Raw genomic sequence first — 14,357 nt, 5'->3', positions numbered from 1 at the left:
GCGCGTCGATTAGATCGTTGACCTCCTGCGGGGCGGCGTGGAGGAGCGCTGCGAGGATCGCCTTCTCGTGGTTGATGTCGCCCCAATGTGCGAAACTGGCGATTAGCTCAGGGTGGTGGGGCGCGAGGCTCTTTCTCAGGGCGCAAATCCGGGCTTGGTTTGCCTTGGTCCAGTCCTTCGGATCGGTCTGGGCGGCCACCTCCAGCACGAATTCCTCGAGACGATCGTTGACTACTTTCTGGGCTGGGGTTGGGCTATCCGTGTGGTGGGTCCAGAGTAGATCAACCAGCCTGCTGCGCCTCCTATGGGCGGCGACGGCCATGGGTAGGGCGACTCGCCACTCCGGGTCGAACCAGATGTGGGGCAGCAGCGCTTTTGCCGCCTTGGCGGCTGAGAAAGTGGCCAAGTGTTCGGAGACCAGGTGCTCCCACAGGGTGCGGTGCAGGAACCGGCGCTCGACCTGTGAGCGGTCGTGGAAGTGGGAGAGGGCATACTCCTGTTTGGGCGCGACATTGTCGAGGGCACGCTCCATGTCCGCTGACATGTGGGGCGGCGTGCGGTTCGTCGTGATTGTCTCGGGCCACACGCCCAGCCCCGCGGGGGTGACCGCATCTTTGACGGCATCCCAGGCCCACTGCTGCAGGATTGCGCGGCATTCGTCCGTGTCGACCGGCTCCTTCGCCTTCGCCCAGCCTCCGGCCAGCAGCAGGTCGATGATGGTTCGGTAGAGTTCCCGGCGGCGTCTCGGCAACTCCTGATCCGGTTCCTGCTCGGTCAGCATGCAGTAGAAAGTCAGCAGCAGTGGGCTGGTCGCGGTGGCGCGGAGTTCTCGTCGACGTTCGAGCTGCTGGATCAGGTGCTGGGCCGTTGGCGGGTTCTCTGTGAACCAGGCCTCGATGTAGCCGTGGACATCCTCGGGATAGCGCAGCTCGGTGAGGGTACCGACCCGGGTGTCCTGCGTTGCACGCAGGCCCGAGACCGCGCTGTGCCACGCCTCCGGTCGCGACGTCACCACCAGCCGGCGACCCGGCGTACTTGTCAAAGAGTTGAGCAACGTCCTGGCGCTGTTAGCCGAGACGCCCTCGTCCAGGGAGTCCGCCACCGCCAACACCCGTGCCCCCGGGTGTAGGACCAGCCGGCGGATCTTCTCCTGCGATTCGTGTGGGAGCGCCGCCTCGACCAGCCCGTCGAAGCCGGTTTCGTGCCGTTTGACCCACTCGGCCACCGTGGTGAACAAGGGAAGCTCGACCGACGCGGGATCCACCCGTGGGTCCCGGAGCTGCTCCAGCGCCTTCTCGGCAGCCTCACGTGCGAGGCGCCGAGCGAGCCACGTCTTTCCTGACCCCGGGCCACCCAGCACCGTCAACAGCCAGACCCCTTCCAGGGCCTCCGCCGGGGACATGGTCCTCTGCTCGTCCGCGATCTCCAGCGTCCGCTCCAGCCGCGACGGTTTCCGATTCTGGGACCACTTCCGGCCTTGAGTCCACGGCGAGTAATCCCAGTCCCGAATCTGTTTCTCCAGGTATTCGATCAGTTCATGCCTGTCCGCTACTCCCAGCAGGTCCTCGCGCAACTGGTCGATGCTGCCGCGTATCTCGTTTCGAGACGCCCGGATCGCCGCGAGAACCACCCCACCCTCGGCCTTGAGCTTCGGGCACAACGCTTTATAGGTGGTGCGCACGGCACGCTCCGCAACGCCGTACTCGGGGTCCGTTCCCCAATACTCATCCCTCGCCTTGGCCGACGTGAGCGCGACCTCGGCTGCTCGCATGGGATCGAAATCCGCGTCGGCGATCAACTCATGCTGGCATCCGGCTGCCTGAACATACTCGATCGCCCAGGCCAGTCCGCGGTCCACGACGTCGGGGTCGAGGTGCTCGCCCTCGGCCCATGCGGTGATCGCTTCCCGGACCTGCTTCCGCAGCTCCTTTTCCTCAGACGCTCGGCCCCGGGCGTTCCGGAGGAGCTTCACCAGCTCGCGGGCGGCACTCACCCCAATCGCTCCGAGCGGTTCGCTCAGGGCACTGACCGCGACGGCTGCCAGCGCGTCCACCAACTCGGACCGCCGCGCCATCGCCATGAGCTCCACCCTCCGTCGAGCACCCCTGTAGAACCGGTACCAGTATCCCGCCTGAATCGGAGGCCACGCCAGAGGAGCTTCCCCGCTGGCGATACGGCTGGCCATCCATGTCCTGGCCACTGCTTCGGTTGTCTTCTTTGTCGCATCTCCGGACAGCTCCCCGGAACTGATCCGTCCAGGCAAGTTGTCGATCATGATCGACAAACCAGGACTGGAGGTGTGTTTTGTCGACTATGATCGACAACGAGAGGACGGTGGTTGCTGTGGAACGGATCGTTGATCGTCCCCGCTACCTGGAACGGATCCGGCCTTTCGTGGATGTTCCGGTCATGAAGATCCTGACCGGGGTGCGGCGCTGCGGAAAGTCGACGCTGCTGGACATGCTGGCCGACGAGGTGGTTGCGAAGAACCCCGGGGTCTCGCTGGTCCGGCTCAATCTCGAATCCAGCGAGGGACTGAGCATTCGCACCGCGTCGGCGCTCATGGAGCATCTGGCTGCACGCCTACCCGACAAGCAGGCCCGCGCCTACGTGTTCCTGGACGAGGTGCAGCAGGTTCCTGGATGGGAAGACGTGGTCAATGCGCTGCGGGTCGACTGGAACTGCGACCTGTACCTCACCGGATCCAACTCGACGATGCTCGCGAGCGAACTGAGTTCCCACCTCGCGGGCCGGTTCGTTGAGTTCCCGATCCGTCCCCTGTCCTTCAGGGAGTTCGTAGAGCTGCGCCGCCCACACGGCGTTTCCAGTGCCGAAGCCCGGGAACTCTTCGAGCACTACCTCGTCCTGGGTGGATTCCCGCTCCTGAAATACTTCGACCTCGATTCCCAGGCCTCGGTGCAATACCTCGACAGCCTGCTCGATACCGTGGTGGTCAGGGACGTGCTGGAGCATTTCGCGATCCGCGACGTCGACATGTTCCGCCGCATCCTGCGCTACTGCGTGGGCAACGTGGGACGCACCTTCTCGGCGCAGTCAGTGAGCCGGTATCTCAAAAGCGAGGGGCGTGCGGTCAGCGTCGATACCGTCCTCAACTATCTGCAGCACTGCGCTGAGGCGTACCTGGTGGACAAGGTGCCGCGGTTCGATGTCGTCGGGAAACAGACGCTTCGAGCGGACGAGAAGTACTACGTGGTGGATCAGGGGCTTCGGACCGCTCTCGGTTTCGACAATCGCGCTGACATCGAGCTGGTGCTGGAAAACATCGTGTACCAGGAACTTCGCTCACGAGGCTGCACGGTTCATGTGGGGTGGCGCGGCTCCAGGGAGGTTGATTTCATCGCCCAGCGTGGCACGGCGACACGCTACATCCAGGTCAGCTACCTTCTCGCCGACGAGGCGACGGTAGAACGCGAGTTCGGGGTCCTGGAATCAATCCCGGACAACCACCCCAAGACCGTGGTCAGCATGGATCCCGTTTCCCGCAGTCGCAACGGCATCGAGCACGTGAACATCGTGGACTTCCTGATGGAGGACCCACTGGCCGAATGGAATGGGTGATCCTCGGCGACGTGTGGGTGGCGGAGAAGCCGGGGAAGATGCATGGGGAAGCCGGTTGAGCCGGTCTGCTCGCTCAGCGAGCAGGCCACCTCGAACCCTCGGCGGCCACGTCCGGGGAATTGCAACGGGCTCTGTTGTGCGGCTGCCGGGTGGTTTCGAGCCGGACCGCTCCTTCGTCGCGGTCCGGCTCAACCAGCTTCAGGGAAGCTTTGCGGGCTGGCAGGCCTCGGGCTCAATCTCTAACCCAGCCGGCTGTTCAGGAGGGCCACCACCTTCGTCAGCGACACCGCGCCGGGATCGGGGGTGCCGACGGATTTCTCACCCAGCGGGCGGGCCCTGCCCAGCCGGGCGACCAATGCCCGGGTGGATTCGGTCCCTGCTTCGGCTGCGACGACGGCGGCCGCGGACTTCGCGGCCAGATCGCCGTCGGTGGCTACGAACGCCGCGACGAACGGGGAGAGCGCGTCGACGAGGGTTTTGTCGCCCACCTCGGCCCCGCCCAGGCGCTGCACGGCGGACAGGGCGGCCTGGAGTGCTACCGCGAGATCGTCGCTGCCGGGGGTTTTCTCGTCACCCAGCGCGCTGCCCAACGCCGTGAGCAACGCGCCCCACAACGCCCCGGAGGTGCCGCCGGCCCGGTTGGACCAGGCATCCCCGGCGGCGGTCAGCGTCGTCCTGAGCCCCCCGCCGGCCGATACGGCGGTGTGTGCCGCCCCGGCCGCCGCCCGCGACCCGTTGGCCATGCCGATCCCGTGATCGCCGTCCCCCGCCACCGAATCCAGCGCCCCCAGCTCTTCCTGTGCCCGAGCCAGCATCTCGGCGACATCGTCGAGCAACCCGGCCGCGACCTCGGCCGCCTCCCGGGATGCGGTACTGCCCGGGGTGGTCACCTCCACGGGGGCGGCGGACTGGCTGAGCGCGGCGTCGTCTCGCTCGACTGAACCCACCGATCCCTTCCGGTACGCCGGGGCATCGCACGGCGCATCCCAGTAGCCGAGCAGCTCGTCGTCCACCCACACCAGGGTCAGCGACACCCCCGCCATGTCCAGGGAGGTGACGAACTCGCCGGCCTCGATGTCGGCGCATTCGAGCCTGGCGGCCTCCAGGCGGGCCACGACGCAGGACGTCACCACGAACAGTTCCTCGTACTTGCTTGATCCGAGCCCGTTGACGATGGCCACCACCCGGTTCCCGGCTCCCGCGGGACGATCCGCCAACAAGCCATCGACGAGAGTGCGGGCCACGTCATCGGCGCTGCCCAGGTCGGCCTCGGCGACACCCGGTTCGCCGTGAATCCCGAGCCCGATCCCCATGCGACCCGCGGGCACGGTGAACAACGGTCCCTTCGCGCCGGGCAGCGTGCAGCCGGCGAAGGCAACCCCGAAACTGCGGGTGGCCGCGTTGGCCTTGGCGAACACCCGCCTGACCTCGTCGAACCCGAGCCCGGCCTCGGCCGCCGCGCTCGTGATCTTGAAGACCGGGAAGTCCCCTGCGATTCCTCGCCGTTTCTCCGGTTCGGCGGCATCTCCCGAGGCGATGTCGTCGGTGACCACCAGGGTGTCGGCCTCGATGCCCTCGGCGCGAAGCCGTTCAATGGCCTGCCCGAAGTGCAGCACGTCGCCGGCGTAGTTGCCGAACCCCATCAGCACCCCGGCCCCGCGATGAACCGCCTTCAGCACCGAATAGGCCTGGGCGGCCGAGGGGGAACTGAAGATGTTGCCGCACACCGCGCCGTCGGCGAACCCGTGGCCAACCCAGCCCGCGAAGGCCGGGTAGTGCCCGGAACCGCCGCCATACACGACCGCGACCTTCCCGGCAGGCGTGAAGGTGGAACGCGCCACGCCCCCGTAGACGGGTTTCACGTAGCGTTTGTTGGCCGCGATGAAACCTTTGAGGGCCTCGGCGGGAAAATCAGCGGGATCGTTTGTCAGTCGCGTCACTGCGTGCCTTTCGATTGCTGGCCAGAGGTTTCGGCCCGACACGTTCGCCGGTGCTCGCGAGTCGGCCCAACCAACACGGGTTCTCGGCGAACCCGGACCCAGTTTAACCCCGCGTAAACCCCTGTTGCGGGGCCCCTGGCCTCTAGGCTTGCCCCATGATGCGAGCGGCTGTGCTGGAGGAGATCGGCAGTTTGAGGCTGAAGCAGGTGCCCGTCCCCGAACCCGGACCGGGTGAGGTGCTCGTGAGGATTGAGGCCAACACCATCTGCGGCACGGACCTGCGGATCATCTCCGGGGCAAAGACGGCCGGGGTCCGGCCGGGGGTGATCCTCGGTCACGAGTTCGCGGGACGTGTCGCGGCCGTGGGTCGGGGCGTCGACGGTGTGCCCGTCGGAGCGCAGGTGACCTGCTCGATCGTGGTGAGCTGCCAGCGGTGCCGGGCCTGTCTGTCGGGCCGGGAACAGCTGTGCGAGAACCTCGTGCTGTTCGGCTACGAACTCGACGGCGGGCTGGCCGAATACCTCCTCGTGCCCAAGGTCGCGATGGACCACGGCAACCTCGTGGTGCTGGAAAAGGAGATCCCCGCCACCACGCTGGCCCTGGCCGAGCCCGTCTCGTGCTGCCTCAACGGGGCCGGGCAGGTGGCCGTGGCGCCGGGGGAGAGCGTGGTGGTGCTGGGAACCGGGCCGATCGGCCTGCTCCACATCGCCCTGGCGAAACTGGCCGGCGCGACGACGATCCTGGCGGCCGGCCGGGAGGGCAGGCTTGCCGCAGCGACGGACTTCGGCGCGACCTGCGCCTTCGCCCTCACCGGGGAGGCCCTGACGGCCGAGGTGCGCGAACGAACAAACGGCAGGGGAGCCGACGTCGTCATCGTCGCCGTGGGTGACCTCGCCTTGGCGAACCAGGCCCTCGAATTGGCCGCTATCGGCGGTCGCGTCAATTATTTCGCGGGTTTCCCGAAAGGGAGGATGGCCAGCATCGATCCGAATCTCATCCACTACCGCGAACTCGCCGTCACGGGCGGATCCAACGCCAGGCGGGCGGATGTGAGACGGGCCGTGGAGCTGCTGTCCAGTGGGGCCCTCGATGTGGGGAGGCTCGTCACCCACCGGTTCCCGCTCGCCGATCTGGATGCCGCCGTCACTGCGGTGGCGCGACGCGACGGACTCAAGGTCGCGGTCATGCCTGCGGCGGGGTGAGACCCGCAATTCACCGGAGAGCCCGGGCAGGGTGCCGGCTGACGCCCCGGCCGTGAACAGGCCCCGGAGCCGGCGTGAGGACGCGGACAGCCGGGGCCGCCACGCCGTCACGCGAGCAGGGCGATCCGGTCTCTCTTGGAGGCCACGAGGCGGCCGTCGAGCATGCTGTAGGTGTCGTAGTTCTTCAGGACGTCATCCCACAGGGTGCCCGGTTTCCCGGGATCCAAGGCAATCCAGGTGGGGGCGTAGTAATCACCCGTTGGGATCAGCAGGGCGCCCCCGAGGGTTGGAATGACATTGTGGGCTTTGGTGATCTGATGGTCCACGAGGTCGAGCTGCCCGGTCTTGGGGTCCAGCACCCCCGTCCGTATGGAGGGGGACGGGACGAAGACGCTCAGGGGGCCGTCCTGAGGGGAGGGGGTTCTGTCGAAGACCAAGCCAGGAAAAGAACCTTCGTCCCAGTCCCTGCGCCAGAGCTCTTTCCCCGTCGCCGGGTCCAGGCCCACGAAGCTTCGATGCGTGCTCTCCGTGACGTATACGAGGTCGTCTCCCCAGCCCAATGGATAACCGTCCTGGAGCTCGGACGTCCACAGCTCCTTGCCATGCTGGTCGAAACCCTTCAGCGGTCCGTTTTCCTTGTGTCCGACCAGGACGTTGCCCACCCAGGCCGAGCGGTGCCACACCCCGTCCTTCACCACCGGGCTGCCGTCGTCGGTGTGAACGCTCAGGTAGCAGGCGTACTCGTGGACGGGGCCGGCCTGTCCGTCGACGCAGAAATCGGTCACGCCGTCGTGTTCCCTCACCCAGAACCACTCCCGGGCCTCCTTGGGCAGGTCGATGGACCACTGCTTGGTGTGTGCCTCCTTGACGGAAGGTGCGCGGCTGATTCGGACGCTACCCTCCTTGGACGTGTCCATCTCGTAGATCGCGCCCGATGCGGCCATGGCCAGGTAGTGCTCGGGTTTCTCGTCGAACCGGCCGATGAGGCTGCCATCGGCGGTGCTGTAGACGAAGAGGGATCTTTGCTGTTGGGAAGTTTTGGCCCACAACGCCACCTGCCCGGACATCATGTCGGACACCTTCTCGAGTCTTTCGAAACCGGTTAGGTCACCGGAGATGTCTACCGACCACACCTCGGAGCCGTCGGCCCAGTTGAGCATTCTCAGTTTGCTGCCGCCCGCGGTGAGGGCCGGAGCGACCACCAGACCCTCGTGGGTCCCGATGAGGGGACCGGATCCGGTAACCGTGACCTCCCAGGCGGTTGTGAGCCGGGCCGGGGGAGTCGGCGGTGGAGAGGACTCGGGTGATGATGGAATCGTGGGGGCCGACGACGGTGTCTCGGATCCTGTACCCCAGCACGACGTGGTCATCAGGACGGCACCCATCAGGGCGGCGGCCCCGCGAAGTCGCCACCTGGAGGCGGGTCTCGCCGCGGCGTTGGGAGAGTGGGTGACCGCTTTCATGCTGGCTCCTATTCGGTTCGACGGATGGGCTGCTGTGGGCGCTCGGGATCCGCGGGTGGTTGTTGCGAGCTTCAACAAATCTTTGGTGAAGCAGCAATCGCTCCAAGTGCGACCTGTTCCGCGCCTCATGTTATCCGGCCCGCACGTCGCTCGCCGGTTCGGACGGCAACCGAGGACCGGATGGACGAGCAAGAACCCGGTTGCGCAGCACTCAACGCCGTTTCGGGCTGTTGCGGACGGTTTTTGGGCATTGAGTGCTGCGCAACCGGGTGAAACGCCCCGGCAGAGGCGTTCAGTGGACGGGGAGGGCCTTGTCGGTTTCTTCTACCCGGATGTCGACCATCTGCGCGCCGGTCAACCAGCCGGACAGGCCGCGGTGGGTGCGGGTGAACGGAACCATGACCAGGGACAGCGGCACCACCAGGGGCAGCAACCAGATGAAGGGCGAGGAAGTAAAGAAGGGGGCCAGGAACATCGGGATCAGCAATGATGCGGGCACCACCAGCGACCTGACAACCCTGCGGAAACGGGAACCGTCGTGCAGGGTGCCGTCAGCGTTGCGCCACTTCGGGGTGAGCCACACCACGGTCTGCCCGACGGAGGCGGCGAGATGATTCCAGGCGGGCCACACGAACACCGCGATGGTCGCTACCGCAATGGCCACGGGAACGATCAACGGAGTCCACTTCTCAGAAACGTCCCCCAGGAACAGCAACGTCGCCACGCGGAGACCCACCGCGGTGGTCACGGCCACCAGGGCCACGAGAATGGCGTCGATCAGCATGCCTATCCAGCGTCGCCACATCGTCACCGGGCGCGGCGTCAGCCTGTCCTGTACCAGCTGGTGGGTGCGCGGCATCCACCACAGCAGCACCGGGGCCAGGACCGCTCCCAGGATGGTGCCGAGGGTGTTGGTAATGAGGTCGTCCACATCGGCGGTCCGGAAGGCGCAGGGATAGAAGAACCACAAACCGGTGAGCTGAGTCAGTTCGATGAGGAGGCTGGTGACTGCCCCCAGAAGGATTGTGACGAGAACGGAGCGGTTGAAGTAGCGGCGCAGGATGACCCCGAACGGTACAAACAGCACCACGTTGAAGGCCACCTGCAACACCGCGAAGCTGGTCAGCAGCCCCCGCAGCGAACGCCCCGGCGTGGCCTTCCGGATGTCGTCGATGAAGGCGAACGGCTGCAGGTTCATTCCGCGGGCGTGGAACCGGCACCATCCGGCGGAACGCTCCGGCAGCGGCAGGAGGGTGTAGGTGAGCAGCGCGGTGGCGTAGAGGCACACCGCCGCGAGTCCGAGCAGGCGGGCGAAACTCAGCCGGCCGAAGCGGCGGTACTGCCAGACCATGCCTGGCAGGAACAGCGCCGCGAAAGCCACGGCTCCGATGATCGCGGCGAGTAGGCCATTGTTCACCCAGTCCTGCAAGGTTCCTCCAGTTGTCACGGTCGAACGGAGGATAACGGGTGGGGGAAACACCGGACCGGGGTCCCGTGGCGCGGCCGGGTCTCGCCGCAGGCAAGATCGGAGGTCTGAGGCTCCGGATGTGACATAGTGAGCCGCGTTGTTCACACGACTCGTGAAGACGACGCAGAAGATGTAGGAGGAAGCCCCGATGTCCTCTCCGGAAGGCGACCTGAAGGTCGCGATGAAACCCCGCCACCTCGTGATGATGAGCCTCGGCTCCGCCATCGGTGCCGGGTTGTTCGTGGGCTCCGGCGCGGGCATAGCGACGGCGGGACCCGCGGTGCTGTTGTCCTATGTCATTTCCGGGGCGATCGTCCTGGCCGTCATGCGCATGCTCGGCGAGATGGTGGCTGACGACCCGAACCCGGGGGCGTTCTCCTACTACGCCGACAAGGCCCTCGGTCCCGCCGCCGGATTCGCGATCGGCTGGCTGTGGTGGATCGAGATGGGGCTGGTGGTCGCAACCGAGGCAACTGCGGCGGCACGCTACCTGAGCACACTCATCCCCGGTTTCCCGCAGTGGGGTTTCGCGCTGATCATCATGGCGGTCTTCACGGGAATCAACTTGGTCAAGGTGGGGAGCTTCGGTGAATTCGAGTTCTGGTTCTCGCTGATCAAAATCGCTTTCGTGGTGGTTTTCCTGGTGCTCGGGGCGGCTTTCCTGCTGGGGTTGACCCCCGCGCCCTCACCCGGGTGGGGGAACCTGTCGGGAAACGACCTCATGCCTCACGGAATCAAGGGCGTCGCCTCGGCGCTGCTGGTTGTGATCTTCGCCTTCGGGGGTGTGGAGATAGTCGCGGTGGCCGCCGCCGAGACCGCCGACCCGGAACGCAGCATCAGGAAGGCCGTCAACACGATCCTGTGGCGCATTCTCATCTTCTACATGGGCGCTGTGACGATCATGCTGCTCGCCCTGCCCTGGAACGATCCCTCCCTCAAGGAAGCGCCCTTCGTCGCGGTCCTGAACGCGGCGGGACTGCCTGCCGTCGCGGCGATGATCGGGATCGTGATCGTCGTCGCGCTGCTGTCCTCGCTCAACGCGAACCTCTACGGCGGCTCCCGCATGATCTTCTCGCTCGCCGAGCGACGCATGGGGCCCGCGATGATGCGCGGCACGAACGCTCGAGGCGTGCCCGTGGCAGCCGTGCTGGCCACGTCCTTCCTCGGTTTCGTCGCGGCGGCGCTGAACTACTTCTGGGCGGAGGAGGTGCTGAATTTCCTGCTGAACATGGTCGGCTCGACCATGATCGTCATCTGGCTGGGGATCATCGCCTCGCACGTGGTGTTGCGACGCCGCGCCGCCCGTGACGGCAATCCCACACCCAAGGGATTCCCGGTCGCGCTGTCCTGGGCGACGCTGGCCGCAGTGGCCGCGGTGGTTGCGCTCGGGTTCACGGTGCCCGAGATCGCGGTGCAGCTCTCCAGCACCTTCGCCCTGACGGCCCTGCTCGCGGCGGTCGGTGGCTGGCTCGCAAAACGCGTGGGAGCGTCGAGCCTGGGGAGTGAATCGGTGGTGGAACACAAGGTTTGAGAACGGGTCACGAGTTGCGGACGGGCATCAGCCCATCGAACGGCGGCTGATGTCCGTGCCGCTCAGCGACCTTTGCCGCCCCGAGCCCGGAAGCCCCCGATATCTTCCGTGGTAGCGTTTTGTCTTTGAAACGATTCGCATGATGCTCAGCGCCCCGATGCGCTTCGAGCAGCACAGCCCGGCCGGGGAGCCCGTTCCCCGGCAATCAATCCCGGAAGGCGACATCTTGACCCAACACACCATGAGCGAGAACACTCGCACCGCCATCGAACTCGTCGACACCTACGCAGCACACAACTACTCGCCGCTGCCCGTCGTCGTCACCGAGGCGTCGGGCGCGTGGCTGACGGATGTGGACGGCCGCCGCTACCTGGACTGCCTCGCCGCCTACTCGGCCCTCAACTTCGGGCACGGCAACCCCACCTTCATCGATGTCGCGAAACGGCAACTGGACCGGCTCACCCTCACCAGCCGTGCCGCGCACTCCGACTGGCTCGGCCCGTTCGCCCAGAAACTGGCGCGCCTCGCGGGCAAGGACATGGTCCTGCCGATGAACACCGGCGCCGAAGCCGTCGAGACCGCCATCAAGGTGGCCCGCAAGTGGGGGCACCAGGTCAAGGGGCTGCCGCAGGACCGCGGCGAGATCATCGCCATGCACGGCAACTTCCACGGCCGCACCACAACGATCATCAGCTTCAGCGACGACGAGACCGCACGCGCCGACTTCGGCCCCTACAGCCCCGGGTTCCGGCTCGCCGATTTCGGTGACGTCGACTCCCTGGAGCGGGCCATCACCCCCGAGACCGTCGCCGTGCTGCTGGAACCCATCCAGGGGGAGGCCGGCATCATCGTGCCGCCGGTGGGATACCTCCGCGAGGTGCGGGAACTCACCCGCAAGAACAACGTCCTGCTGATCTGCGACGAGGTGCAGACCGGCATGGGCCGCACCGGCACGACGTTCCGGTTCCAGGCCGAGGACATCGACCCCGACATCATCACCGTCGGCAAGGCCCTGGGGGCGGGCATCGTACCGCTGTCAGCGGTGATCGCAGACCGCGAGATCCTCGGGTTGCTGCAACCGGGCCAGCACGGATCGACCTTCGGTGGCAACCCCCTCGCGTGCGCCATCGGGGCGGCCGTCTGCGACGTGCTGGCCACCGGCGAGTACCAGCGCCGCTCCACCGAGATGGGCGAGCGTCTGCACGCCGGGCTCAAGACCCTCGTCGGTCACGGTGTGACCGCGGTCCGGGGTGTGGGGCTGTGGGCGGGAGTCGACATCGACCCTGCGATCGGCACCGCCAAGGATGTGAGCCTGGACCTCCTCGGTTGCGGCATTCTCGTCAAGGACACCCACGGCCAGACCCTCCGGTTCGCGCCCCCGCTGGTGATCGCCGAGGACGAAATCGATTTCATCGTGCGCGAACTCCGGGCCGTGCTGGAGCAGCGCCTCACGCGGCACGCCTGAGGTGGGATGAGACCCGCTCGATGCCGGATGCAGCCGCCGAACTGATCGTCGAGCGGGTGCTGTGCGCCGTGGAGTGCATACCCGCGGGACGGGTGGTCAGTTACGGCGACCTCGCGGAGCTGGTGGGTACGTCCGCCCGGCGGGTGGGGGCCGTCATGGCCTCCGCCGGGTCGGGGGTGCCGTGGTGGAGGGTGGTCAACGCTGCGGGACGGCTGCCCGCCCACCTCGTGCCGGAGGCGTCCCGGCGCTGGGCCGAGGAGGGAACCCCCGCGGTCGACGGGCGGTGCGTGATGTCGCGGGCCCGGGCCGACCTGCCCCGGCTGGCCACGGACCACGAGACCCGGCTCGCCGAGCGGGGAAGCCCCGCCCGGGAGCTGACCTCACCCGCAGGTCAGTAGCCCCGCCGACTCCTTCAGCGCCAGCACCCGGCCGGCGGATTCGGCCAGCCGGTCGGCGTTGCCCGGGTTCTCGGCCGCCCAGGCGATGGTGGCCTTCAGCATCTCGTCCATCAGCGACGGGTCGGCGTTGATGAGCAGATCCCCGCCCGCTGCGAAGAACCGAACCGCCCGGTCGCCGGGTTTGACATTCCCCACGGCGGCCGCTTCGCCCAGGTCGTCGCTGATCGCCACTCCTTGGAAACCGAGGTCGCCGCGCAACATGTCGGTGACGATCCTCCTGCTGAAAACCCCCTCCTGGTCCGGGTCGATCCTCGTGAAGATCGCCGACGAGATCATCACCGAGTCGGCCCCGGCCTCGATGCCTTTGCGGAACGGTTCCAGGGATTCGCCGTCGGCGGTGGTGTCGTCGTCCCTGGCCACCCCGTGGTCGGTGTTGACCGTCACCTCACCCAGCCCGGGAAAGTGTTTCAGAGAGGTCGCGATCCCGGCGTCCTGCATGCCCTGGGTGAACTCCACCACCGACCTGCTAACCGCGGTGACGTCGTTGCCGAAGTTGCGGTTGAGTTTCCCGATCGGGGCGTTGCTGCTCTGTTTGTTCTTCGGCACCACATCGGCGACCGGCGCGAGGTCGTAGTGGATCCCGGCGGCAGCCAGCTCCCCGCCCCATGCCTGCGCCCGGCTCCGCAACTGCCCGTCCGGCAGTGAGCCCTGCTCGACGGCGTTCGGGATGTCGCTGAACCCCGGTCCCCTGAGGCGCTGTACCTGACCGCCCTCCTGGTCGACGGCGACCAGCAAGGGCATTCCTGCGGAGCGCATCGCTGCCAGCTCGGAGGTGATCGTGCTGATCTGGCCGGCGCCCTCGCTGCTGTTGCCGAGCAACACCACGGCCCCGACGCTCCTCGATTCGATGGCCTTGCGGGTCGCGCTGTCCAGACCGGAGGTGTTCACCCCGATCATGAACAACTGCCCGGCCTGCTGTTCGGTGGTCAGGGAATCCGCTTTCGCGCGGCACCTCACCGCGGTGGGTGTGGGGGAGGGGGGCGTCTCCGGTGTGGAGGTGCTCGGGGTCCCAGCTGCCGTGGCCGGTTCGGTGGGAGGCGATGCCGGGCCAGCCGTACAACTGGTCAGCACCGAGGCGCAGGCCGCGGCCGCGGCGAACCGGCGAAAGGAACCGATGTCTCCCCCGGCCGGTTTCAAGGTGCGCGACCGGTTCGTCGCCCCGCCGGGGAACACTCCCGCGGAGCCGGGTGCATCGGGGAGCGGGTCGCGGTACGAGGATTTCAAGAGCTGCATGTTTCTCCCGGATGAAGA

Annotated in this window: 10 protein-coding genes; 5 read left to right on the top strand and 5 right to left on the bottom strand. The window is 66.9% G+C overall.

The annotated features are described in order from the left end of the window. Positions 1–2,080 (bottom strand): NACHT domain-containing protein (locus ACO6D6_RS05560; protein ID WP_484783948.1); only part of this gene is annotated, 2,080 nt, incomplete at its 3' end. 233 nt (positions 2,081–2,313) lie between these two features. On the opposite strand from ACO6D6_RS05560, the gene ACO6D6_RS05555 reads away from it, so the two are divergent. Beyond that, positions 2,314–3,579 carry an ATP-binding protein gene (locus ACO6D6_RS05555; RefSeq protein WP_484783947.1) on the top strand — a complete coding sequence of 422 codons (1,266 nt, stop codon included), beginning with the start codon at positions 2,314–2,316 and terminating at the stop codon, positions 3,577–3,579. A gap of 239 nt (positions 3,580–3,818) precedes the next feature. Here the strand turns inward: ACO6D6_RS05555 and ACO6D6_RS05550 are convergent, their stop codons facing one another. Then, entirely contained in the window at positions 3,819–5,519 is a 1,701-nt protein-coding gene (locus tag ACO6D6_RS05550; RefSeq protein ID WP_484783945.1) for a dihydroxyacetone kinase family protein, read from the bottom strand. Between the two features lie 155 nt (positions 5,520–5,674). Between ACO6D6_RS05550 and ACO6D6_RS05545 the strand changes: the two genes are divergently transcribed. Beyond that, positions 5,675–6,721: an alcohol dehydrogenase catalytic domain-containing protein gene (locus tag ACO6D6_RS05545; protein ID WP_484783944.1), complete on the top strand. Its 1,047-nt coding sequence runs from the start codon at positions 5,675–5,677 to the stop codon at positions 6,719–6,721. Between the two features lie 107 nt (positions 6,722–6,828). On the opposite strand, the gene ACO6D6_RS05540 is transcribed toward ACO6D6_RS05545, so the two are convergent. Together ACO6D6_RS05540 and ACO6D6_RS05535 are read right to left on the bottom strand one after the other, a co-directional pair. Next, positions 6,829–8,184 (bottom strand): outer membrane protein assembly factor BamB family protein, encoded by a 1,356-nt coding sequence (locus ACO6D6_RS05540; protein ID WP_484783943.1) that lies wholly within the window; start codon positions 8,182–8,184, stop codon positions 6,829–6,831. Between the two features lie 292 nt (positions 8,185–8,476). Continuing rightward, a complete protein-coding gene (locus tag ACO6D6_RS05535; protein ID WP_484783941.1) occupies positions 8,477–9,631 on the bottom strand; it encodes a VanZ family protein in 1,155 nt (384 codons plus the stop codon). 169 nt (positions 9,632–9,800) lie between these two features. On the opposite strand from ACO6D6_RS05535, the gene ACO6D6_RS05530 reads away from it, so the two are divergent. From ACO6D6_RS05530 to ACO6D6_RS05520, 3 genes are all read left to right on the top strand, one after another. Then, positions 9,801–11,183, top strand: coding sequence for an amino acid permease (locus ACO6D6_RS05530; RefSeq protein ID WP_484783939.1), 1,383 nt, complete (start codon positions 9,801–9,803; stop codon positions 11,181–11,183). A gap of 241 nt (positions 11,184–11,424) precedes the next feature. Then, entirely contained in the window at positions 11,425–12,648 is a 1,224-nt protein-coding gene (rocD, locus tag ACO6D6_RS05525; protein WP_484783937.1) for an ornithine--oxo-acid transaminase, read from the top strand. Between the two features lie 20 nt (positions 12,649–12,668). After that, positions 12,669–13,046: an MGMT family protein gene (locus ACO6D6_RS05520; protein WP_484783935.1), complete on the top strand. Its 378-nt coding sequence runs from the start codon at positions 12,669–12,671 to the stop codon at positions 13,044–13,046. On the opposite strand, the gene ACO6D6_RS05515 is transcribed toward ACO6D6_RS05520, so the two are convergent. Next, positions 13,029–14,339, bottom strand: coding sequence for a glycoside hydrolase family 3 N-terminal domain-containing protein (locus tag ACO6D6_RS05515; protein WP_484783933.1), 1,311 nt, complete (start codon positions 14,337–14,339; stop codon positions 13,029–13,031). The two genes, ACO6D6_RS05520 and ACO6D6_RS05515, sit on opposite strands and share 18 nt — an antisense overlap. Between the last annotated feature and the right edge of the window lie 18 nt (positions 14,340–14,357).

Source organism: Arachnia sp., from assembly GCF_057238465.1.
The sequence above is the reverse complement of the archived record's forward strand: the minus strand, read 5'-3'. Positions and strand labels throughout refer to the sequence as shown.

What these genes read in the sequence shown, in the direction of transcription:
- ACO6D6_RS05555 (WP_484783947.1), top strand. Translation starts at nt 2,314, where the DNA reads ATGATCGACAACGAGAGGACGGTGGTTGCTGTGGAACGGATCGTTGAT.
- ACO6D6_RS05540 (WP_484783943.1), bottom strand. Translation starts at nt 8,184, where the DNA reads ATGAAAGCGGTCACCCACTCTCCCAACGCCGCGGCGAGACCCGCCTCC.
- ACO6D6_RS05545 (WP_484783944.1), top strand. Translation starts at nt 5,675, where the DNA reads ATGATGCGAGCGGCTGTGCTGGAGGAGATCGGCAGTTTGAGGCTGAAG.
- ACO6D6_RS05530 (WP_484783939.1), top strand. Translation starts at nt 9,801, where the DNA reads ATGTCCTCTCCGGAAGGCGACCTGAAGGTCGCGATGAAACCCCGCCAC.
- rocD (WP_484783937.1), top strand. Translation starts at nt 11,425, where the DNA reads ATGAGCGAGAACACTCGCACCGCCATCGAACTCGTCGACACCTACGCA.
- ACO6D6_RS05515 (WP_484783933.1), bottom strand. Translation starts at nt 14,339, where the DNA reads ATGCAGCTCTTGAAATCCTCGTACCGCGACCCGCTCCCCGATGCACCC.
- ACO6D6_RS05520 (WP_484783935.1), top strand. Translation starts at nt 12,669, where the DNA reads ATGCCGGATGCAGCCGCCGAACTGATCGTCGAGCGGGTGCTGTGCGCC.